At 42.4% G+C, this 21,858-nt stretch carries 23 protein-coding genes; 18 read left to right on the top strand and 5 right to left on the bottom strand.

Annotation, left to right across the window (positions count from 1 at the left end):
* Nucleotides 1-23: 23 nt before the first annotated feature.
* A complete protein-coding gene (purS, locus tag F9K23_14850; protein ID KAB2914242.1) occupies nt 24-275 on the bottom strand; it encodes a phosphoribosylformylglycinamidine synthase subunit PurS in 252 nt (83 codons plus the stop codon).
* Nucleotides 272-1,027, bottom strand: coding sequence for a phosphatidylserine synthase (locus F9K23_14845; GenBank protein ID KAB2914241.1), 756 nt, complete (start codon nt 1,025-1,027; stop codon nt 272-274). Before F9K23_14845 ends, purS begins: the two co-directional genes overlap by 4 nt.
* Before the next feature lie 96 nt (nt 1,028-1,123).
* On the opposite strand from F9K23_14845, the gene F9K23_14840 reads away from it, so the two are divergent.
* The 3 genes from F9K23_14840 to F9K23_14830 are packed head-to-tail and all read left to right on the top strand — an operon-like array spanning nt 1,124 to nt 4,689.
* On the top strand, nt 1,124-3,655 hold the full coding sequence (locus F9K23_14840) for a PAS domain S-box protein (GenBank protein ID KAB2914240.1): 2,532 nt from the start codon (nt 1,124-1,126) through the stop codon (nt 3,653-3,655).
* Between the two features lie 2 nt (nt 3,656-3,657).
* Complete coding sequence (locus F9K23_14835; GenBank protein ID KAB2914239.1) at nt 3,658-3,897, top strand: sensor histidine kinase; 240 nt, start codon at nt 3,658-3,660, stop codon at nt 3,895-3,897.
* 6 nt (nt 3,898-3,903) lie between these two features.
* Entirely contained in the window at nt 3,904-4,689 is a 786-nt protein-coding gene (locus tag F9K23_14830; GenBank protein KAB2914238.1) for a response regulator, read from the top strand.
* Here F9K23_14830 and dusB read toward each other — a convergent pair.
* Nucleotides 4,662-5,657, bottom strand: a complete 996-nt coding sequence (gene dusB / locus F9K23_14825; protein KAB2914237.1) for a tRNA dihydrouridine synthase DusB — start codon at nt 5,655-5,657, stop codon at nt 4,662-4,664. The two genes, F9K23_14830 and dusB, sit on opposite strands and share 28 nt — an antisense overlap.
* 45 nt (nt 5,658-5,702) lie before the next feature.
* Between dusB and F9K23_14820 the strand changes: the two genes are divergently transcribed.
* The 8 genes from F9K23_14820 to F9K23_14785 all read left to right on the top strand — a co-directional run bounded on the left by F9K23_14820 (nt 5,703) and on the right by F9K23_14785 (nt 11,413).
* Nucleotides 5,703-6,650 carry a CPBP family intramembrane metalloprotease gene (locus F9K23_14820; protein KAB2914236.1) on the top strand — a complete coding sequence of 316 codons (948 nt, stop codon included), beginning with the start codon at nt 5,703-5,705 and terminating at the stop codon, nt 6,648-6,650.
* 2 nt (nt 6,651-6,652) lie between these two features.
* Entirely contained in the window at nt 6,653-6,859 is a 207-nt protein-coding gene (locus tag F9K23_14815; GenBank protein KAB2914235.1) for a DUF2007 domain-containing protein, read from the top strand.
* Nucleotides 6,856-7,716 (top strand): phosphatidate cytidylyltransferase, encoded by an 861-nt coding sequence (locus tag F9K23_14810; GenBank protein KAB2914234.1) that lies wholly within the window; start codon nt 6,856-6,858, stop codon nt 7,714-7,716. Before F9K23_14815 ends, F9K23_14810 begins: the two co-directional genes overlap by 4 nt.
* Before the next feature lie 179 nt (nt 7,717-7,895).
* A complete protein-coding gene (locus tag F9K23_14805) occupies nt 7,896-9,116 on the top strand; it encodes a Glu/Leu/Phe/Val dehydrogenase (protein ID KAB2914268.1) in 1,221 nt (406 codons plus the stop codon).
* An 82-nt stretch (nt 9,117-9,198) separates the two neighbouring features.
* On the top strand, nt 9,199-9,855 hold the full coding sequence (locus F9K23_14800; GenBank protein ID KAB2914233.1) for a phosphatidylserine decarboxylase family protein: 657 nt from the start codon (nt 9,199-9,201) through the stop codon (nt 9,853-9,855).
* 96 nt (nt 9,856-9,951) lie between these two features.
* Entirely contained in the window at nt 9,952-10,398 is a 447-nt protein-coding gene (locus F9K23_14795) for a hypothetical protein (GenBank protein ID KAB2914232.1), read from the top strand.
* A gap of 65 nt (nt 10,399-10,463) precedes the next feature.
* Nucleotides 10,464-11,126, top strand: coding sequence for a DUF2461 domain-containing protein (locus F9K23_14790; protein KAB2914231.1), 663 nt, complete (start codon nt 10,464-10,466; stop codon nt 11,124-11,126).
* Between the two features lie 74 nt (nt 11,127-11,200).
* The gene (locus tag F9K23_14785) at nt 11,201-11,413 is read left to right on the top strand and encodes a hypothetical protein (protein KAB2914230.1); all 213 of its coding nucleotides are present in this window, start codon (nt 11,201-11,203) and stop codon (nt 11,411-11,413) included.
* A gap of 60 nt (nt 11,414-11,473) precedes the next feature.
* Here the strand turns inward: F9K23_14785 and F9K23_14780 are convergent, their stop codons facing one another.
* Nucleotides 11,474-11,935: a MarR family transcriptional regulator gene (locus F9K23_14780; GenBank protein KAB2914229.1), complete on the bottom strand. Its 462-nt coding sequence runs from the start codon at nt 11,933-11,935 to the stop codon at nt 11,474-11,476.
* 68 nt (nt 11,936-12,003) lie between these two features.
* Here F9K23_14780 and F9K23_14775 point away from each other — a divergent pair, with 68 nt between their 5' ends.
* The gene (locus F9K23_14775) at nt 12,004-12,873 is read left to right on the top strand and encodes a hypothetical protein (GenBank protein KAB2914228.1); all 870 of its coding nucleotides are present in this window, start codon (nt 12,004-12,006) and stop codon (nt 12,871-12,873) included.
* Nucleotide 12,874: 1 nt separating this feature from the next.
* Here the strand turns inward: F9K23_14775 and F9K23_14770 are convergent, their stop codons facing one another.
* Nucleotides 12,875-13,309: a 3-dehydroquinate dehydratase gene (locus F9K23_14770; GenBank protein ID KAB2914227.1), complete on the bottom strand. Its 435-nt coding sequence runs from the start codon at nt 13,307-13,309 to the stop codon at nt 12,875-12,877.
* A 102-nt stretch (nt 13,310-13,411) separates the two neighbouring features.
* Between F9K23_14770 and F9K23_14765 the strand changes: the two genes are divergently transcribed.
* The 6 genes from F9K23_14765 to F9K23_14740 all read left to right on the top strand — a co-directional run bounded on the left by F9K23_14765 (nt 13,412) and on the right by F9K23_14740 (nt 21,794).
* Complete coding sequence (locus tag F9K23_14765; protein ID KAB2914226.1) at nt 13,412-15,295, top strand: amidophosphoribosyltransferase; 1,884 nt, start codon at nt 13,412-13,414, stop codon at nt 15,293-15,295.
* 475 nt (nt 15,296-15,770) lie between these two features.
* Nucleotides 15,771-16,862, top strand: coding sequence for an Mrp/NBP35 family ATP-binding protein (locus tag F9K23_14760; protein KAB2914225.1), 1,092 nt, complete (start codon nt 15,771-15,773; stop codon nt 16,860-16,862).
* Between the two features lie 30 nt (nt 16,863-16,892).
* Nucleotides 16,893-17,129 (top strand): NifU family protein, encoded by a 237-nt coding sequence (locus F9K23_14755; GenBank protein ID KAB2914224.1) that lies wholly within the window; start codon nt 16,893-16,895, stop codon nt 17,127-17,129.
* 128 nt (nt 17,130-17,257) lie between these two features.
* Nucleotides 17,258-19,216: a hypothetical protein gene (locus F9K23_14750; GenBank protein ID KAB2914223.1), complete on the top strand. Its 1,959-nt coding sequence runs from the start codon at nt 17,258-17,260 to the stop codon at nt 19,214-19,216.
* 212 nt (nt 19,217-19,428) lie between these two features.
* The gene (locus tag F9K23_14745; protein KAB2914222.1) at nt 19,429-20,784 is read left to right on the top strand and encodes a peptidylprolyl isomerase; all 1,356 of its coding nucleotides are present in this window, start codon (nt 19,429-19,431) and stop codon (nt 20,782-20,784) included.
* A 44-nt stretch (nt 20,785-20,828) separates the two neighbouring features.
* Nucleotides 20,829-21,794 (top strand): AAA domain-containing protein, encoded by a 966-nt coding sequence (locus F9K23_14740; protein ID KAB2914221.1) that lies wholly within the window; start codon nt 20,829-20,831, stop codon nt 21,792-21,794.
* Nucleotides 21,795-21,858 lie beyond the last annotated feature (64 nt).

Below are 21,858 nucleotides of genomic sequence, written 5' to 3'. Positions count from 1 at the left end.
AGTCCGCTTATTATTTAATTAGGTTATGCAGTATGCACAGCCACCTCAAAATATTCCATTACGGGGTTGGCCAGCAATTTTTTGCAAATAGTTTCTGCTTTTTCACGGGCAGCAGTTTCGGTGTCGGCATCAATTTCTAAAGTGATGCGTTTACCCACGCGCACGTTGTTAATTTCATTCATTCCCAAGCTGTGAATACCACCTGTAACGGCTTTGCCTTGTGGGTCTAACAGGTTTTTGTGGGGCATTACATTTATTTCGGCTATATATTTCATACGTTCGGTTTTTTGGCAAAATTTAATATTAATGAAGTAAGTACATACAGTACTATCACTATAGGTATAGCTACAAACTTAAACAACAGTATCAGCACAGCGGCGGCAGCAACAAACAGGTAACGAACCTCGTTGCCTTTAAAGCCCCATTGTTTAAACTTAAGCGCAAACAACGGCAGCGGCGATACCAACATATACGATAAGAACAAACAAATACCGCCCACCATCCAAGCGTTTTCTATAACACTGATGGGGAAGTATTGCGGCTGGTAGTTGGCAATCAACGCAAACGAGATAATAAACAAAGCGTTTGCAGGCGTTGGTACGCCTATAAACGAGGTGCTTTGTCGTGTATCGTTATTAAATATAGCCAGCCTGATTGCTGAAAATACCACCATAATAAAGGCAAACACCATTATTTGTTCCTCGTAAAAAGAAATATGTAAATAGTTGGGGCTAGCTTCAGCAGGGTGTATCGAATAATAATAACTTTTTAGGTGTACGATTATAAATGCCGGCGCAGCTCCAAAACTTACTACATCTGCCAATGAATCTAAATCTTTGCCGATAATGTTGTTGCTTTTTAATAGACGGGCGGCCATTCCGTCAAAAAAGTCAAATACAGCTGCCGCAATAATGCAAAAAGCCGCTGCCGCAAGCTGTCCGTGAAACGACAAATAGATCGCTGTTAAGCCCGAAAACAGGTTAAGCGAAGTGATTGCGTTGGGGATATGAGTGCGTAAAAATTTCAACGCCGCAAATATAGTCTACAGATTGTCAACCCAAACTATCATCACGCAGCTTTTATTCTTGTTTTGTTTTACAATTAATTGTATTTTGGGTTTGTAATGGAAGCTGAGGAGAAGGAAGAAAAAAAACCTGTTAAACAGCGTATGCAAAATAAGGCAGAAGAGCCAATGGTGCTTGCAGGATATAATGGAAACATCATCTCCCTAAGTCCTGCATTCTCGCAGCTTTCCAGATATACTGCCGAAGTGTTAAATACAAGCGGCGGGCTTGAGAACTTGTTTGAGAGCGAAGGAGTTTATGCTGAAATTTTGGATGCCCTGCAAAAAGGTAAAAACTGGGAGGGGCATACCATTATATTAGACTCTAGGCAAGATGAGCTGGTGGTGCGAATTGATGCTCAGGTACAACGCAACGGAAACGCTGAACCTCATTTTGAATTTACTTTTTTTGATATTACCCGCTCAAAGAAAAACGAGCTGGTTGAAACCCGCCTGCTAAAAGCTATTACACGCTGTACCGAAGTGTTGTTTAGCGATCCCGATTCTTCGCAAGGACTGAGCACTGTGCTTGAAACTATTGGGAAAGCATTACAGGTACACCGCGCTTACATTTACAAAGTAAGCGAAGAAAGGGGTAGGATAGTAGCTGAACGAATGTACGAATGGGTGCGCAAAGGCGGCTTTAATACCAAAGAGTTTGCACAGCTTAAATCCTTTAATTTTCAAGAGTTTTTACCCGTTTTAGAAATACTTAAGTCGGGCAATCAAGTATCTATTTCGCCACGTTCACGGTTTGATAAGGCAGTACTTGATATTATCTCAACCCTTAATATTTACTCACTGCTTACCATCCCCATATTTATTGATAACCAACTGTGGGGCTATATCGGTTTTGAAGACCTGGAAAACACCCGCGATTGGGGGCGTGCCGAGAAAAAGGCACTTAAATCGTTGGCGCACAATATTGGTGCGTTGTTAAAAATAAATAACCTAACAGCCGAACTGGTAAATAAAAATCGTCAGTTAGAGAACGCTATAGAAGGTGCAACTGACGGGCTTTGGGTATGGGACATTCAAAATCAGGATACGTATATATCATCGCGTATGTACACCATTTTTGGGTATGCACCGGGTGAGTGGGGCGGTGATTTGCTGCCGATAAGGAATTTATTAAAAACAGAAGATACTGAACTGCTTGAAGAGCGTATAAAAGCTGCTGTTGCTTCGCGGCAGGCTGCGCTTGACTTTGAAACGGTTGCCAAACATAAAAAAGGCCGCTATGTATGGGTGAAGGGGACTATAAACTTTACCTATGATGCAAGTGGAAATGTGGTGCAACACAGCGGTTCAGCCAGTGATATTTCGACAGAGAAGCTGTATGAGTTAAAAATCAGAAGGCAGGAAGAGCACTACCAGCGGTTAGTGAACAGCTTGAAAGAAGTTGTTTTTGAAACCGATCGCAGTGGCCATATTACCTTCTTAAATAATTCGTGGAAAAACCTTACAGGTAAAAACATTAGAGACAGTTTGGGTAAAAAACTGGTTGATTTTGTGGCTGATACGAACGTAAAGGAACTGGAGCAGGTGTTTACCCAATTGAGGGAAAAACAAATTGGCCCCGGAAGGATGGAAATGCAGGTAATAAGCAATGGAGTTGCTTACTGGACGGAGATTTGGTTGCGCGGTTTATACGATTCTAATTATGAGTTAACGGGCGTAACAGGCTCGATATTCGATATTAACAGTAAAAAACTGGCCGAAGCCCAATTGCGCGAAAGCGAAGAGCGCTACAGGCTTTTGTCAGAAAACACAAAAGACATTATCTGTCTTCACGATGCTGAAAGCCGGTATTTGTATGTTTCGCCTTCAATGCAAGAAATGCTGGGCTATCCTGCACGGGCACTTGTGGGCGGCTTTGCATGGGATTGCATACATCCTGATGATGTTGTAGAGGTAAAAAATGCCTTTGCACAAATTATCAAGGGCAAGCATCCGGGCTTTGTGCGTTATCGTGTAAAGCACCGCAAAGGCCACTACGTATGGGTAGAAACCGTTGCAGGTTTGCAAGACCCGCATCCTGATAAAGGCCGGCCGGTGCTGATACAAACGGCCACCCGCGATATTAGTCAGCAGAAAAAGGCCGAGGAAGAGATTATTAATGCCCTTGAAAAAGAGCGCGAGTTGGTTGAGTTGCGTACCAACCTTATCAATATGATTTCTCACGAATTCCGCACGCCGCTTACCACCATCAAATCAAGCTCTGATTTGATGGTAAGGTACTTACCCGGTCTTAGGAAATCGGATGTAAAAGACCGTTTCAGTTTTCACTTTAAAAAGATTCTGGAGCAAGTAAACCGGATTAACGATTTAATATCGGGAGTATTACTGCTGGGTCGTATGGATAGCGGTAAAATACATTACCAGCCGGAAGTAGTTAATTTTGTGTCATTTATAAATGATACTCTTGAACGCTACCGCGAATCTCATCCCGAGGAAAGCCGAATACCCATCATTAATTTTAAAGGCACCCCGCGCGATGTTAAAATAGACCAAATGCTGGTTTCGCATATTTTGAACAACTTAATTTCAAATGCCTTAAATATTCAGCGGGTAAAAAAAATCCCGAACTAAATATTAAATTTGACAGAAAATTAGTTCAGATTACAATAAAAGACTACGGTATAGGCATTGCCGAAAATGACTTGAAAAACCTTTTTCAATCGTTTTACAGGGGCAGCAATGCACTCACTATTCCCGGTACCGGCTTGGGACTTGTGATTGTAAAGCAGTTTGTTGAGATGCATGGCGGAACTATTGAGCTAGAAAGTAAACTTAACCGGGGCACTACCATTCAAATAACATTACCTATATAATATACTATGAACAAGGTACTGATTGTAGAGGACGAACATGACATTCGTGAGAACATTGCAGAGATTTTTAAATTAAGTAAATTTAAAGTTTACGAGGCTGCAAACGGAGAGGAGGGGCTGGAATTAGCTGCTGCTGAACAACCCGATATTGTGGTGTCAGATATTTTGATGCCCAAAATGGACGGTTTTGAACTACTTGAAAGACTTAAAAGCAATCCCCAAACCGAGCATATACCCGTTATATTACTTACTGCCAAAACAATGATGGACAGTAAACTGCGTGGTTTAAAAATCGGGGCAGATGATTATATAACCAAACCTTTTAATGTGGATGAATTGGTACTGCGCGCTACCAACCTTGTGCAAACCCGCAAGAAATTGCGCCGCACCCCCATTATTCCTGAAAAGCTGAAAGTTGAAAGCAAAGACGACCTGTTTATCAAAAAGATATACAGCATAATGGAGAAGAACATTGATAAGTTCGACTTTTCGGTAGAGGATTTTGTGCGCGAAATGGGTTACAGCCGCAGTGCCGTGCAAAAAAAGATAAAGGCAATTACGGGCAAAACGGCAACCAACCTTGTGCGCGATTACCGTTTGGAGCGTGCCAAGCAACTTATTGAGCAAGGTGCAGGTTTCCTTTCAGAAATTGCAAGCATGGTAGGCTTTAACAGCCTTTCATACTTCTCTAACTGCTATAAACAATACTTCGGTGTTAATCCTTCAGAGGTGAAAAAGAAGTCTAAAGGTGGAGAAGACGACCATCAGCAGGCCAGTTCAACGTTGCTGTAAGTGCTTCTTACTTCTTCAAGCGTTTCAATAATTACGTCAACATCTTCTATACTCACCAGCGTGGTGCGGTAGTTTTTAAAGTTCTCAAACCCTTTAAAATAATTGGTATAGTGGCGGCGCATTTCAAAAATGCCTGTTTTCTCGCCTTTCCATTCAATTGATTTCAGCAGGTGGGTTTTGCATGCGTCAACGCGCTCATTCAACGTTGGCGGAGCCAATATTTCACCCGTTTGCATAAAGTGTTTCACTTCTCTAAAAATCCACGGATTTCCAATAGAGCCGCGTCCAATCATCACCCCGTCAACCCCATATTCGTTGCGCATGGCTAGCGCCTTTTCAGGGCTGTCCACATCACCGTTTCCAAAAATGGGTATTTCTATATTAGGGTTGTTTTTCACTTGGCCAATCAACATCCAATCTGCCGGGCCTTTATACAATTGTTTGCGGGTGCGTCCGTGTATTGTTAGCGCAGCTATACCTATATCTTGCAGGCGTTGCGCCACCTCTTCAATGTTTTTGGTGGTATCATCCCATCCCAGTCGGGTTTTCACCGTTACAGGCAGGTGCGTGGCTTCAATTACCGCTTTGGTCATTTCCACCATCTTGGGCACATCTTGCAACAAAGCAGCACCGGCACCTTTGCAGGCTACATTTTTTACAGGACAACCGTAGTTAATATCAATCAAATCGGGTTCTGCTTCGGTAGCAATTCTTGCTGCCTCACGCATACTTTCTATATCGCTGCCAAAAAGCTGTATGCCAATCGGGCGTTCATATTCAAAAATATCCAGCTTTTGTTTACTCTTTGCAGCATGGCGTATCAATCCTTCACTACTGATAAATTCAGTGTACATCAAATCGGCTCCGTTTTGTTTGCACACATAACGGAACGGCGGGTCGCTTACATCCTCCATCGGTGCAAGCAGTATGGGAAAACCTCCCAATTCTATGTTTCTTATTTTTACCAACTTTTTCGGGCTAAAAGCAGTTAATTTGCAAAGTTACTGCTTTTGATGGAAGAAAATACTCAACCCGCGTTGCCCCCAATAAATCCGGCTATTAAAGCCCTTTCGCACATTATCATATTAATGGGCTTGTATTTTACCTTTGGGGTGCTGTTTAGTTTGCTAGGTACCTACTTAGGTGAGTTGGTTACCGGTGTGCCTGTAAAGTTAGATACCAATTTAATGTTGGCCGATTTGGCTGATGAGAACAAAAAACCTGCCTATAAGATATACTTTTTAGTATCCTCGTTGGGGGCGTTTGTGTTTACCGCTTTGGTATTTGCAACGGTGTTTGCCCGCCAAAAACCGCGTGAATATTTTGGTTACAAACGTATTTTTCCGCCGGCCAAGCAGTTTGCTTTGGTGGCTTTAATTGCAGTTGTAGCAGTTCCCATCATTTCATACATCGCATACCTTACCCGCCAAATAGCAATGCCTGCCGAGTGGGCTGATGTAATGGATTTGCAAAGAACCAATGATAGCATTGGTAATGCCATTATCCGTGCCGATAATATCCCTGTTTTGTTGTTTAACCTATGTGTTATGGCAATTGCTCCTGCATTGGGCGAGGAATTATTGTTCAGGGGAGCATTTATGCAAACGTTTTACCGCTTTTTTGGCAATCGCATTCATATAGCAGTGTTTACTGTGGCTTTTTTGTTTTCTGCCGTGCATTTGCAGGTATATAACTTTTTAGCCATTATGATGATGGGCGTTTTGTTCGGCTACCTGTATTATTGGAGCGGAAACATTATGGTATCAGTATGGGCGCACTTCTTTAATAATGCCATAGCTGTATTGTCGGGCTATTTATATACACTTAACCCCTCGCAAGAAGTTTATGCTACCGAGTATGAATTTGGGTGGCAAGCTGCATTGGTTTGCACTGTAGTATTTGTTTTGGCAGTGTTTGCATTTTATAAAGTTACAAGACCTTACCACGCAGAAAGTGAATAGGTATGGAAAAAGACTGGGTGAAACTGGCATCATTGGGTAATAGGCAAAAAGCCGATATTTTGCTCACTTTGCTTGAAAGCGAAGGGATAAGTGCCGTTTTGCTTAACAAACAAGACTCAGTGTATAATTTTGGCGAAGTAGAAATATACTGCCACGGTAAAGATGCCTTAAAGGCATTAGAGATTATAGAATACAACTTTCCGCTATGAGTAATTTTTGGCAACGCACCCTTACCGGGGCTGTTTTTGTGGTGGTGATGATTGGGGCCATATACTTAGGGTTTACCTTTTGGCTCTTTTTATTGATTGTTTCATTGGGTCTGTGGGAGTTTTACCGCATTATGCTGGGCGAAGGCAACCTTACTGCAAAAATATACGGTAGCGTTGTTGGGGTTTTGGTATACATAAGTTTAGCGTGGGTATTTACCCCCGGTTTATTCCCCTTTTCGTTGCCCTTATCGGGCCGACCTGATAGCTTGGCCATGTTGCTACCCGGTTTTGTTGCAGTATTATTAATAGAGCTTTTCCGCAAACATCCTGATCCTATTAAAAACATCTCAACAGCAATATTCGGTTGGTTGTATGTAGCTATGCCCTTTGCTTTGGGTTATATTATGGAGGCGCAGGCAGATGATACCATGCCTTTTTTAGTAGTGTTGTTTATACTAATATGGTGTAACGATACTTTTGCTTACCTCACAGGACGGATGATAGGCCGTACCCCCTTATTCACACGCATATCTCCTAAAAAGACTATAGAAGGCACATTGGGCGGAGCCCTACTTACCATGTTGGCAGCTTGGCTGCTAAAAGGGAATTTGTTGTTTCCGTTGAGCCACGGTATAGTTTTTCCGTTACTTACCGGATTAACGGTGGCTATTATGGGAGTATTGGGCGATTTGGTAGAGTCTAAATTTAAACGCCAGCTTCAAATTAAAGACAGCGGAAACATTTTACCCGGGCACGGAGGTATTTTAGACCGCTTTGATTCTTTCATTTTAGTAGTACCCTCAATATACATGCTGCTTCAGGTGGCGGGTCTTTTTATCATAAAGTGTGCTAAATAGTTGACGTTTTAAGCCCCCTTACGGGCTATCAACATCCACACCAAAAGTATTGGCTGAAAACTATTGTTGTTTATGCTTGCTTAACTTTCTATAAACAATAATTTTGCAGCCTCAACTTTTAAGAATTTTGTATGGACGCAAAAGCACAAGCCGCGCAAGAACACAATCCTCTTGACTCGATGATGAAGAGGCTGGAAAAGGCTGCCCAGTTGGTAAATTTAGATGCAAGTACACTTGATGTATTAAAATACCCTAAAAAAGCCGTGTTAGTTCACATGCCCATCACTATGGATGATGGCTCTGTAAAGGTTTTTGAAGGCTACCGTGTAGTTCATTCCGACGTACTTGGACCCTCTAAAGGAGGTATCCGTTACGACAGGAACGTTTCTCTTGACGAAGTAAAAGCCCTTGCTGCTTGGATGACTTGGAAATGTGCTATTGTAGGTATACCCTACGGTGGTGCTAAAGGTGGTATTATTTGCGACCCCCGTTCTATGAGCAGCAACGAAGTAGAACGACTAACCCGTTCTTATACTGTGGCTATGGCTGATGTTTTCGGCCCTGATAAAGATATCCCTGCTCCCGATGTGAACACCAGTGCCCGTGAAATGGCTTGGATTGTTGACGAGTTTTCAAAAATTAAAGGAGTAACCAGCCCTGCCGTAGTTACAGGTAAACCTCTTTCATTAGGTGGTTCATTGGGCCGTGAGGCTGCTACCGGCCGCGGTGTAATGGTTACTTGCCGTGCTGCTATGGGTAAATTGGGTATGACTCCTACCGAAAGCACTTGCGCTGTGCAAGGTTTTGGTAACGTAGGTTCAAACTCTGCCCGTTTGATAGCTATGCAAGGTGTGAAAATTGTAGCTATATCAGACCACACCGGAGATTTTTACAATCCCGACGGTATTGATGTAGAAGATGCAATTGCATACCGCAACAGCAACAAAGGTGTACTTGACGGTTACAAAGGTGCGCAACGCATCGGTACCGGTGAGTTAATTACCCTTGACGTTGATATTTTGGTGCCGGCTGCGCTTGAAAACGTAATCACTGCTGAAAATGCGCCTAATATCAAAGCTAAACTAATTGTAGAAGGTGCTAACGGACCTACAGAAGCTGCTGCTGATGAGATTTTGAACAGCAAAGGCATTGTTGTAGTTCCTGATATTTTGGCAAATGCAGGTGGTGTAACAGTATCTTACTTTGAGTGGGTACAAAACCGCTTGGGCTACTACTGGACAGAAGAACGCGTAAACCGCCGTGCCGACCGTACTATGAAGCTTGCTTTTGAAAACGTATGGGCTACCGGACAGCAATACAATACAAGTATGCGCATTGCGGCATACGTTGTAGCTATTAAAAAAGTATCAGACGCATTGAAATTGCGCGGTAAATTCTAATAGCCGATAAAGATTTAAACCCCAAAGCCATACTTGGTAACAACAGGTATGGCTTTTTTTACATTATAAACCCTAAAGAAAAATGAAAATACATCGCGAAGGCTACGGCATTATTTTAATAGCCATGTTGCTGTTGGGCGGCATTACGTACACTACCCAATACTTTTTGGGGGCTGAGCATTTTGTGTTCAAAGCAGTTTTGGTGCTATGCCTTGTACTGTTTGTATTAGTGGTGCAGTTTTTCCGTAATCCTGCCCGCAATACCCCACAGGGCGATAATTTGGTAATTGCCCCTGCCGATGGTAAAGTAGTTGTGATTGAAGAGGCTGTTGAAACAGAATACTTGGGCGATAAACGCATACAGGTATCTATTTTTATGTCGCCCATAAATGTGCACGTAAACCGTAACCCTGTTTCAGGCCGTTTTGATTATTACCGCTACCACCCCGGTAAATACTTGGTGGCTTGGCACCCTAAATCATCTACCGAAAACGAACGTACAACGGTAGTGATTGAAACTCCTCAGAAAGAAAAGATACTATTTCGTCAAATTGCGGGAGCTTTGGCGCGTCGTATTGTATGCTACGCACAAGAAGGAAAACCTGCACTTCGCGGGGCTGAATTCGGGTTTATTAAATTTGGCTCAAGGATAGACATATACCTTCCTCTAACCGCCAAAATAAAAGTAAACCTAGAAGAGAAAACCATAGGTGGCGAAACAATTATCGCTGAATTATAAAACCGTAACCTGCTCTTTTATATAAAAAAAGAGGGTTATTTACGTTTTTATGCACGATATTTGTTTATTGCATTAAATAACACAAACCATCAGAGTATGAAAAAATTTATTATAGCTGCGTCGTTTCTATTAGCAGGTGTTGTATTTGCCAACGCCCAAACCGATACAAAAGATAAGGACAAGAAAAATCCTCCTGCCACTGAGAAAACCCCTCAGGTAGGTGATGCAAATGCTCCTGTACCTGCAACTGTACCCCAAGTGGTTCCTCAAACAGTAAATGTAGAACCTAATAAAGACGCTGCTGCACCGGCCTCAAAAGAAAAAGCTTGCAGCAAAGAAAAAGAAAGCTGCAACAAAGGCGATAAAGGCTGCTGCAAAAACAAAAAAGCTGAAAACACTGAAGCTTCAACCGAAGGAAAACAAAAAGGTTGCTGCAAAAAAGATAAGGCTTGTGGTGATAAAAAGAGCGAAGAAGCAGCTGCACCAGCAGCCCCTGCTACACCTGCCGCTCCCGCAACTCCTGCTGCGCCTGCCAACAAATAAGTAACGTATTATTTTTTTGATATTGAAACCCTGCTTCAACAGGGTTTTTTTATGCCCAACCAACTATGAAAGCAGTATTAGAATTTTTAAAAGACCTTGAGCAAAACAACAACCGTGATTGGTTTGCACTAAATAAAAACCGCTACGAAGATGCAAAAGCCCAACACGAGGCTTTAGTAACTGATATTTTAGCCCGTGTGGCCAAATGGGACAGTAGCATAGCCGATTTACAAGCCAAAGATTGTACGTATCGCATATACCGCGATGTGCGTTTCAGCAAAGATAAATCGCCCTATAAAACTACTATGGGTGCATTGGTTGGTAAAGGTGGTCGCAAGGCACAAGGCGCCATCAACTATGTGCATATTGAGCCCGGTAAGAGTTTTGTGGCCGGAGGTAGTTATATGCCCGAGTCCGCTGGATTAAAAGCCATTAGGCAGGAGATTGACTATAACTTAGATGAGTTTCTTGGAATAATTAACGCGCCTGCGTTTGTGAAGCATTTTGGAGCGTTGGAAGCCGAGTGGAAAGGTAAATTACCTCCCAAAGGATATGCTGCCGATAATCCTGCAATTGAGTGGCTTAAATATAAAAGTTACATCGGTACACAGCAGTTCACTGATAAACAAATAATTGCTTCAGATTTTGCGGCTAAAGCCGATGAAACCTTACAGCTATTAAAGCCTTTCAACGATTTTATAAATCGTGCATTACGCACTGAGGAATAAAATGCTTTAAATTTTGAGCAAAAAATTTGCTATTTTGAGTTTTTGGTTTACATTTGAATACCAAATTAACCAAAATGCAAACCAACCACTCAAATGATTACCTACTTGATGAAAAGGTAGAGCGGGTGTTAACCACTCTTAAGAGGGTTGCATTGGGTTTCTTTATCGCGTTGATGGTAATAGTTACCATCGTATTGATACTAGAAATCAAACGCGAATACGGTATTGATTTGGTGAAGGGTGTAAACTTCAGTATTGACGATTGGTACTTCGATAATATCCAATAATCCGTCAAAAATCTTTCTCGCAGCTCCCGTTTCCCTTTTTAAACAATCTGATTTTTAAGCTTACGCATTATTTAGCTTTAACAGCTTTGAAAGCGACTTGTTAAAAACTTTTTCGTTTTTATCTATCGGGCCGAAAAATGTCTTTTCAAACGCAAGCACAATATCCGTTGCCTTTTGGCAAAGGTCTGTTCCTTTGGGAGTAACAACAATGCTCTTTGCTCTGTTGTCGGTTTTCAGGTCGTTACGTTTTAATAGCTTTTTCGATTCAAGAGTGCGCAAAACTTTTGATACCATCATTTTATCAGTTCCGGTAACTTGCGCTAATTTTATTTGAGTAATGGCATCCTTATTCTTACCGAGTTCGCAAGCTGCATTTAAAAGGATATACTGTGCGTGTGTGAGGTCAAAATTCAGTAGTTCCTTTCGCAACTCTCGCTGCCATAAGTTACAAACCAGCCAAAGCGTAAACCCCATAGGCGAGGCCGGTTGTTTTTTCGTAATATTGATAACTTTTTTCTTCATCGGGCATAAACTATTGCAAATTCTAATGTAATTAACAGAAAAAAAGACAAACACCCCTTATAAAATCGATGAGACCGTATAAAACCACCCGCAAAGTGCCAAAACCGATGTTGTTAGTGATAATATTGGGTATGATGGTGTTAAGTGCCTGTGAGCAAGACGGGAAGGCAGAGCGGTGGTACATTCCCGATGAAAAAGTAAGCAAGGATATGGCCGCCGGAGATACTTTTATTTTATGGGGCAATTGGGTGTGCAGGGATTTTATAGAGTTGGCAACCGCCAAGCAATCGGTTTGGTGGGTAAAAAACCGTCCCATGTTTTATGAAATTGTGTTTAAACCTGAGTACGGCGACTCGGCATTGCTGATTACAGGGTACGAAGATTTTTTTGTGAAGTGGACAAAAGGGGCAGACAACGAGTACCTGCTGAAAAACATACTGCCCGATAGGGATATTGTATTGCAAGTGCCCAAAGGCATGAAAGATTTACAGCTGACGGATACCCTGCGCAAACAAGGCAAAGAGCAAATACATAACTGGACTTACGGTCGTGCGCCCGAGGAGTACATGATAAATAACGGACGATATACAACGGCAATGGCCGGGTACATAAATAATGCCCTGATAAAGGGTGATTACCTGCCCGCAGGTGGCGGTAGCGGCATACCTGTGACATTTGAGGCTAACGGTATAATAAACGGCTGGCCTTTGTATGAGCGGTATCGCATTTGTATGGGCGGTGATTGTTATAGACTTACCCGTAACCCGTTTGATGTGATACAGTTGATAGGTTCGCAAAAAACCGACTATTACGGAATGGTAAGCACTGCCAATGGCGACTCGTTGTATTTATACAGGCTTGAAAGCGAAGGAAAAGAAGGCGGGGACTATTCTTACAAACCCCAAGAGCCTTTGGCGTTTAAAAAGCTGCCCCAATAATCTATTTTTTATCAGCCCAAGTAATTAAGTAATGCAGGGCGGCTTTATAGCCGTTAAGCCCCATGCCTGTTACTATGCCGGCACATTTAGAAGCCGTAATCATTGTATGGCGGTATTCTTCGCGGGCATATACATTGCTTATGTGCACCTCAACCACAGGAATATCAATAGCTCCGATGGCATCAGCAATAGCTACCGAAGTGTGGGCATATCCGCCGGGGTTTAGTATTACCGCCCGGCAATTTTTTGCAGCATCGTGCAGCAGGTTTATTATTTCACCTTCTACATTGCTTTGGTGGTAACTAATGTGGGGATATAGCAGTTTCAGTTCGGGTAAAAAATCATCAAAGCCTTTGCTGCCATACACCTGTGGCTCACGACTGCCCAGCAGGTTAAGATTGGGGCCGTTTATTACGGCAATTGTGTTTTTCTCCATTTGCCCTTATATAAAATTGTGGCAAGCAATTTGCCCATAGGGGGCAAAGAGGTTTACTTTTTACTTTAGCAAAAGTAGTATCTTTGAAACTTGTTTTCCACCATGACGGACGATATAAAACACGAATGTGGCGTAGCATTCATCAGGCTTCTGAAACCGCTTGATTACTACCTTGAAAAGTACGGGACTGCCTCGTACGGTTTACAAAAACTAAGTATGTTGATGCTGAAGCAAAAAAACCGCGGCCAAAACGGCGCGGGGGTTGCCAGCATTAAATTGGATATTCCGCAAGGGCACCAATACATACACCGCTACCGCACGGCTTCAAAAAACTACCTTAGCGATACCATTAACACGGTAGGTAGTTACTACAAGCAACTTACATCTGAACAAAAGAAAGACGTTGACTACCTTAAAATGAATGTTCCCTTTATGGGCGAACTTCTTTTGGGGCATCTTCGCTACGGTACTTATTCAAGCAACACCGACGAGCAATGCCATCCTTTTTTCCGTCGCAATAACTGGATGAGCCGCAACCTGGTATTAGCCGGTAACTTTAACATTACCAACGTTGATGCACTGTTTAACCAATTGGTTGATTTAGGGCAGCATCCTAACGAAAAGGCTGATACTATTTTGATGCTTGAAAAAATAGGTCACTTTTTAGATGACGAGGTACACCAGATTTATGAAACTGCACGCGGAAATAAATCGCCCCGTGAAATATCAGAACTGATTACCGATAACCTAAACATCGTGCAAATGCTTAAACGCTCGTTTAGGGCTATTGACGGTGGTTTTGTAATGGTAGGCATGATTGGGCACGGTGACGCGTTTATCCTTCGCGACCCTGCCGGAATCCGTCCCGCATTTCATTATCAAGACGATGAAGTTTGCGTTGTAGCTTCAGAGAGGTCGGCGATACAAACTGTATTTAACGCTCCTTTCGAAGAAATTGACGAAATAAAACCCGGAAATGCACTGATAGTAAGGAAAAACGGAAAAATTACCGAAGAGGAAATTTTAACCCCCACCAAAAAGCTATCGTGCTCGTTTGAGCGTATTTATTTCTCAAAAGGAAACGACAAAGAGATTTACGAAGAGCGCAAACGCTTGGGCTATCTTGTAGCCGAGGAAGTGTTGCATAAGGTTAATTACAATTTTTCCGATACTCTTTTCAGTTATATACCCAATACTGCCGCCACCAGCTTTTATGGTATGATGGACGGTGTAACCGATTATCTGAACTGGTTTAAAAAACAGCAGATAATGGCCAATCCTGATCTTACAGAAAAGGAACTTACCGAGCTTATCTCTATGAAAGCCCGCAGGGACAAAGTGGTGCATAAGGATGAGAAACTGCGCACGTTTATTACCGACGATGATAACCGCGAAGATTTGATAGGGCAGGTGTATGACATTACCTACGGTGTGGTAAAACCTCAAGATACTTTAGTGGTAGTAGACGACTCAATTGTGAGGGGTAACACCCTTAAAATGAGTATTCTGCGAATACTTGACCGTTTAGGGCCTAAGAAAATTATCATCGTTTCATCAGCACCTCAAATCCGTTACCCCGATTGTTACGGTATAGATATGAGCAAGCTGAAGGATTTTGTTGCCTTTAAGGCCATGCTGGCTTTGCTTGAAGAAAACAACCTTGAGCATAAGCTGGATGAAGTGTACGACAAAGCGGTGGCTGAACTTGAAAAGCCTGCTGAAGAAATGGTGAATGTGGTGAAAGAACTATATGCGCTGTTTGATTATGAGCAGATAACCCGCAAAATTGTTGAGATAGTAACTCCAGATAATATAAAAGCAGATGTAGATATCATTTTCCAATCCATCGACGGCTTGCACAAAGCCTGCCCCGACCATTTGGGCGATTGGTACTTTACAGGTGATTACCCTACTCCCGGTGGTACCCGTGTGGCAAACAAATCGTTTGTAAACTTTTACAAAGGAAGCCACGAAAGGGCGTACTAACCGAAACGATAATAACAGTAAAAGCAGGCCCTTGGGCCTGCTTTTTTTGTTTGGAAAAACTTGGCTTAATTAGTCTTCACAAAAACACCTTCTGCCTCACGGCAAAAGGTGTTTGATAAGGTAAAATGAAAAAAAACTTTATGGTAGTGCCTGAATAACAAGCACTACACGGGCAGGTAGTTTATGCCCGCAACAAAGGTCAGTAATCAAAACTGTAACAAAACGGGTGATAGCACCCAAATTTGTAGGGTAATTCGCCCATTTGTTTTTAGTTCAAACACCTGTGCAAAATGGTTTTGGCGTAGTATTTAAGTACCTTTGCAAGCGGTATTGTATGAAAGCACAAAATAAAAACCTGATAGCAGGCATACTGATAGGAGTTTTGGGCACTCTTGCCGTTGTTTTCCGCAAGCCCCTTGCGCAATTGCTTAAACAGCTTTGGCAAGCTAAACGTTAACTATTTTAACTGAGAGAGATGAGCGAAATAACCCGCCAGCAGGTATTGGCTGCACTTAGCCATGTAAACGACCCCGATTTGAATAAAGATTTGGTGACGCTGAACATGGTAAAGAACATTGCCATTGAAGGCAATAAAGTATCATTTACGGTAGAGCTTACCACACCTGCCTGCCCAATGAAAGATTTGATACAAAATGCCTGCATAAACGCTATAAAACACTTTATAAGTAAAGATGCCGAGGTAGAAGCCAACATGGGCTCACGCGTTACAACCCTGCGTGAGGGTGCCAGTGTATTACCTACCGTTAAAAATATTATCGCCGTTGCATCGGGCAAAGGTGGCGTGGGTAAATCAACCGTATCGTCAAACCTAGCTCTTGCATTGGCCGCACAAGGTGCCAAAGTAGGTTTGTTAGATGCTGATATATACGGGCCTTCAATCCCCACTTTGTTTGGTTGCACCGATCAAGCCCCCGATAGCCGTGAAGAAAACGGGCGCAGTATTATGATACCTATTGAGAAATACGGTGTTAAGCTGCTTTCAATCGGGTTTATGGTACAACCCGGCCAAGCCGTTGTGTGGAGAGGGCCGATGGTGTCATCCGCCATGCGCCAGTTTGTAAACGATGTTGATTGGGGCGATTTGGATTATTTGATTATCGACCTTCCCCCCGGTACTGGCGATATACATCTTACCATGGCGCAAATAGTGCCCGTTACAGGTGTTGTTATTGTTACTACCCCGCAAGAAGTTGCCCTTGCCGATGCCCGCAAAGCCATCGGGATGTTCAACATACAAGGCATTACACTACCCATTATCGGGCTGGTAGAAAACATGGCTTACTTCATCCCGCCTGATGATGAAACCAAAAAATATTACATTTTCGGTCAAGACGGAGGCAAACAACTCGCGCGAGAATACGGCTTGCCGTTCTTGGGCGAAATTCCGTTGGTGCAAACCATACGCGAAGCCGGAGATGAAGGCGTTGCTTTAAAAACCAAGGATGCGCCCACAGCACAAGCGTTTACACGTTTTGCCGAGTTAGCCGCCCAACAAATAGCCATACTCAATAGTCAAACCCAAACAAATGCCGCTGCCCAAAACTAAAAAAGTGTAAATTGCGGCCTAATAGAAGTGATGAACAACGAATTAGCACAAAAGATAGAAGACGTTTTGCAAACCCTGCGCCCGTTTTTAAATGCCGATGGCGGCAATGTAGAACTGGTGGATATACAAGACGATAAACACGTAACCCTGCGCCTTTTAGGTGCTTGCAAAAGCTGTGAAATGAGTCACATGACGATGAAAGCAGGCATCGAAGAAGGTATAAAAAAAGCAGTACCGCAAATAGAATCGGTACAAGCCATCAACTAATTGCATTGTTAGCCGTCTATTAACCTGTGGATGACAACTCCTTTACGGTATGTTTACCGAAATAGGGTTTACATCATTACAGAAAATAAATATTTTTGCCCTTTACCTATTAAAGTTCACTTACACGAATGAAAAGGATACTACTCGTTTTTTTATTAATTAACGCATTGGCAAAGGTTGGCACCGCCCAAACCGAAGAGCTTTTCACATTTGGCAATAACAAAGCCTATTTGGATGAATTTACCCGTCAGTTTTACAAAAACAACCCTGCTGAAAGTATCACCCGCGATACGGCTAAGTATTACATGGGTTTGTTTGTAAACTTTAAACTGAAGGTACAGCAAGCCAAAGATTTGGGCATGGATACTGCCTCAGACTTTGTAGCCGAAATGGCACAGTACAAAAAACAATTAGCCCAACCATACATGGTGGATACATCAGCTAATGATATGCTGATACAAGAGGCTTACAGCTACATGAAGCAAGAGGTGAGGGCCAGCCATATAATGGTTGCCTTAAACCCTGAAGCGTTGCCAAAAGATACCATTGTAGCTTGGAATCGTGCGCTTGAGTTTAAAGCCAAACTAAAAAGCGAACCATTTGATTCAGTAGCAAAAAAATACTCAGAGGATGAATCGGCAAAAACCAACCTTGGCGATTTGGGCTACTTTACTGCTTTTGATATGATTTATCCGTTTGAAAAAGCGGCATTCAATACCAAAGTAGGCGAGGTTTACGGTCCTTTCCGTACCCAGTTCGGTTACCACATCATTAAAGTGTGGGACAAACGTCCGGCACGTCATAAAATACACTTAGCCCACATTATGTTGCGCCTTTCGCAAGAGCCTAAGGACGACGAAATATTGCGCTTAAAACAAAAGCTGGATTCAATAGCTTCTGAAATCAACTCAGGTCGCAGCACATTTGAGGCTATGGCTAACGAGTACAGCGAAGACATTAACACAAGGGCACGTGGTGGTGAGTTGGGTTACCTATCTAGCACCGACCGTGGTTTCCCCGAAGAATTTAAAAGCGTAGCCTATTCACTTAAAAAAGATGGTGATGTAAGCCAAAGCGTAAAAACCCAATACGGATGGCATTTGCTAAAAAGGCTGGGTACCGAAGATTTGAAGCCGCTTGACAGCTTGTACAACGATATTAAACGCAAAATATCAAACCCACGCGACGAGCGTTATACACTTAGCCGCCTTGCTGTTATTGAGAGAATTAAAAAAGAATACAGCTTTAAGGAAGATAAAAACGTATTGACAGGCTTTATAGCTCGTGGCGATTCGGCCATCCTCCGCGGTAAATACGAACACGTTGATTTGGCTAATGGCAATACTGAGTTATTTAGCATTGGCAACAAAAAATACATATTGAATGATTTTTCAAAGTTTGTTGCAGTTAACCAACAACCCTTGGCTAATGCCGATTTGAAAATGACCATTGAGAACCTTTACAATAGTTTTGTAGAGCAATTTGTATGGCAATACGAAGAAAACAACTTGGATGCCAAGTTTGATAAATACAAATATCTGGTACAAGAATACCACGATGGGATATTACTGTTTAACCTTTCGGAAAAGAAAGTGTGGAACAAAGGTATTACCGATACTACCGGTTTGAAAGAATACTACGAGGCTAACAAAACCAAGTACATGTGGAAAGACCGCATTGAGGCTTCGATTTACGAATGCAAAACCGAAGATGTAGCTAACAAGGTGAAAAAATGGGTGAAAAAGAAATATGCCGATACCACCATATCGCGCATGGCACATGAAATTGACCCGTTGAGCCTTGCTATTAAAACCGGTAAATTTCAACACGGCGAGCACTTTGTAACTGAGTTGGTGAAATGGAAAAAAGGCAAGTACATGGTTGAAAAAGACGGTAAATACTATTTTGTAGTAATTAAATCAGTATTGAAATCACAGCCTAAAGCACTAAGCGAAGTGCGCGGCCCCATTACCAGCGAGTATCAGAATATGCTTGAAAAGCAATGGATTGAGGAATTGAAACAACAATACCCTGTTACCATTAACCAAGCAAACTTTGATAAGTTTTTAAACAGCATAACCCGCTAAGGGATATATACATCCCTTTTAGGGATTATAATACTACCCCGCTTTGGTACTGTAAAAAGGCCAAAGCGGGGTAAACTGTAAAATTAAAACAGCAACAACAAACCAAAACGGGTGTGTTTATCGTTTATAGCAAACATCCGGCATAATTTTATACAACAAATTACATACAGCTATTTACTTTGAAAGCAGCAAAGCATATTAACCCTAAACCCATGATAAAAACATTCATAGCTACCGTAGTGCTTTTTTTGACGGTGGGCGGCCTTTGGGCACAGCCTGAGACCGACGGGCGCATATTGGATGAAATTGTAGCCATTGTGGGCGATAACTACATCTTAAGGTCGGATATTGATAAGGAGTTTGCCACCTTAGAAGAACAATCGGGGGTTCAGTTTAAAGAAGAAGACCGCTACCAGATACTAAACTCGCTGATTGCAAAAAAAATACTTTTGTACAAAGCTCAGTTGGATAGTGTTGTGATTGCTCCTGAAAGGGTAGATGGAGAAATTGAACGCCGTATGGCCTATATATTGGCTCAGTTTCCGGGTGGCGAGGATGATTTTATAAAATACATCGGTAAGTCAATCGAAGAGTTTAAAGCACAAACCCGTGCCCGTTTGTACGAAGAAATGCTGGTGAATGAATTGCAGCAAAAGATTCTGAAGGATGTTAAAATTACCCCTTCAGAAGTTATTAAGTACTACGGCGATATACCCAAAGACAGTTTGCCTCAGATAAATGCAGAGGTTACACTTGCACAAATCGTTAGGTTTCCTAAAGTTACCCAAGCCGAAAAAGACTATGCCCGCATGAAAATTGAGCGCATACGTCAGGAAATTTTAGACGGAGGAGACTTTGCAATAACTGCCATTAGTGAATCAGACGACCCTATGTCGGCAGCGCGGGGTGGTGAATTAGGGTTCTTTGGTCGCGGACAAATGGTTCCCGAGTTTGAGGCTGCTGCTTTTAAATTAAAACCCGATACTATTTCTAAGATTATAGAAACCTCGTTTGGTTACCATATTCTGAAGCTGATTGAGCGCAGGGGCGAGCGCGTAAATGCGCGCCATATTCTTAAAATGCCTAAAACTGTAGCGGCTGATTTGCAGTTGCAGAAGAACGTATTAGATACTCTTTTAACCTCAATTCAGGCGCAGAGTATAACGTTTGAAGACGCTGCTAAGAAATATTCTGACGACGAACGCACCTCATCAAACGGAGGTAAAATAAGCGACCAAATGGGCAACTTTAAAGTAACGCTTGCCGAGTTGGATAAGGATGCTTTTGATGCCGTTGGAAAAATGAAAGCGGGCGATTATTACGGTCCTGTATATAGCAAACAACAAGACGGTAAAGAATGCTACAAGCTGTTTTACCTGATTGCTGAAACTGAACCACACATTGCCGACCTAGATAAAGATTGGCTGAAAATACAGAATGCTGCGCTAGAAGCTAAAAAAGCCGAAGCGCTTGAAAAATGGATTTTCAAAAACAAAAAAGAATACTACATAAAAATAGTTGATAAATATGCCGAGCATCCTACCCTGCAACATTGGGTAAAAAAATAATGCAGGCAGTAACCCTTTAACCCAACAAACTCAAGCACCGCCAAATGGTAGAATACAAGAACGATGTTGAAGCTGCTGATGCCTTTACCGGCATTATAAAAAACCTTAAATCTGAAATACACAATGTGATTGTGGGGCAGGACAAAGTGATTGAGAACGTGCTGATAAGCATGTTTTGTAATGGACACTGTTTGTTGGTAGGTGTGCCCGGTTTGGCAAAAACCCTGTTGGTAAAAACCATTGCCGATGTAATGGATTTGAGCTTTAACCGCATACAGTTTACACCTGATTTGATGCCCAGCGATATTACGGGCAGTGAGATTTTGGACGAGAGCCGTCATTTTAAATTTATTCGCGGACCCATATTTGCCAATATTATCCTTGCGGATGAGATAAACCGTACTCCGCCCAAAACACAGGCGGCGTTACTGGAGGCGATGCAAGAGAAAAACGTTACCGCCGCCGGCCAGATGCACGTGTTGGATAAGCCGTTTTTTGTACTGGCAACCCAAAACCCTATTGAGCAGGAGGGTACTTATCCCTTGCCCGAAGCACAGCTTGACCGTTTTATGTTCAATATTGTGTTGGATTACCCATCGTTGCAAGAAGAAATTGATGTTGTAAAAAGTACTACCAGCGATAACGATTCAAAAGCAGGTAAAATCATCAGTGCTGCCGAGGTACAATATTTCCAAAAGCTGGTGCGTAAAGTGCCCGTGCCCGATAACGTAATTGAGTATGCTGTGAAATTGGCTGCAAAAACACGCCCCTCATCAACCACAGCATCGGATTATGTGAAGCAATACCTTGAATACGGAGCAGGGCCCCGTGCCAGTCAGTATTTGGTAATGGGAGCAAAATGCCATGCGCTTTTCCGCGGCAAATATTCGCCTGATATGGAAGATGTGCAAGCTGTTGCAGAGCCCATATTGCGCCACCGTATCGTTAAAAACTACAAAGCCGAAGCAGAAGGTCTTTCAGCAGAGGATATTATCAAAACTTTGTTGTAAAAACAGCAACGGTTACATACTTATATCTTTTCTCTTCGTTTAGCTAACAACGGGACATCGGGGC

It is taken from the genome of Bacteroidota bacterium (assembly GCA_008933805.1).
Taxonomy (GTDB): Bacteria; Bacteroidota; Bacteroidia; order UBA8524; family UBA8524; genus SB11.
Note: the sequence above shows the minus strand (reverse complement) of the source record. Positions and strands in the feature narration are given on the sequence as shown.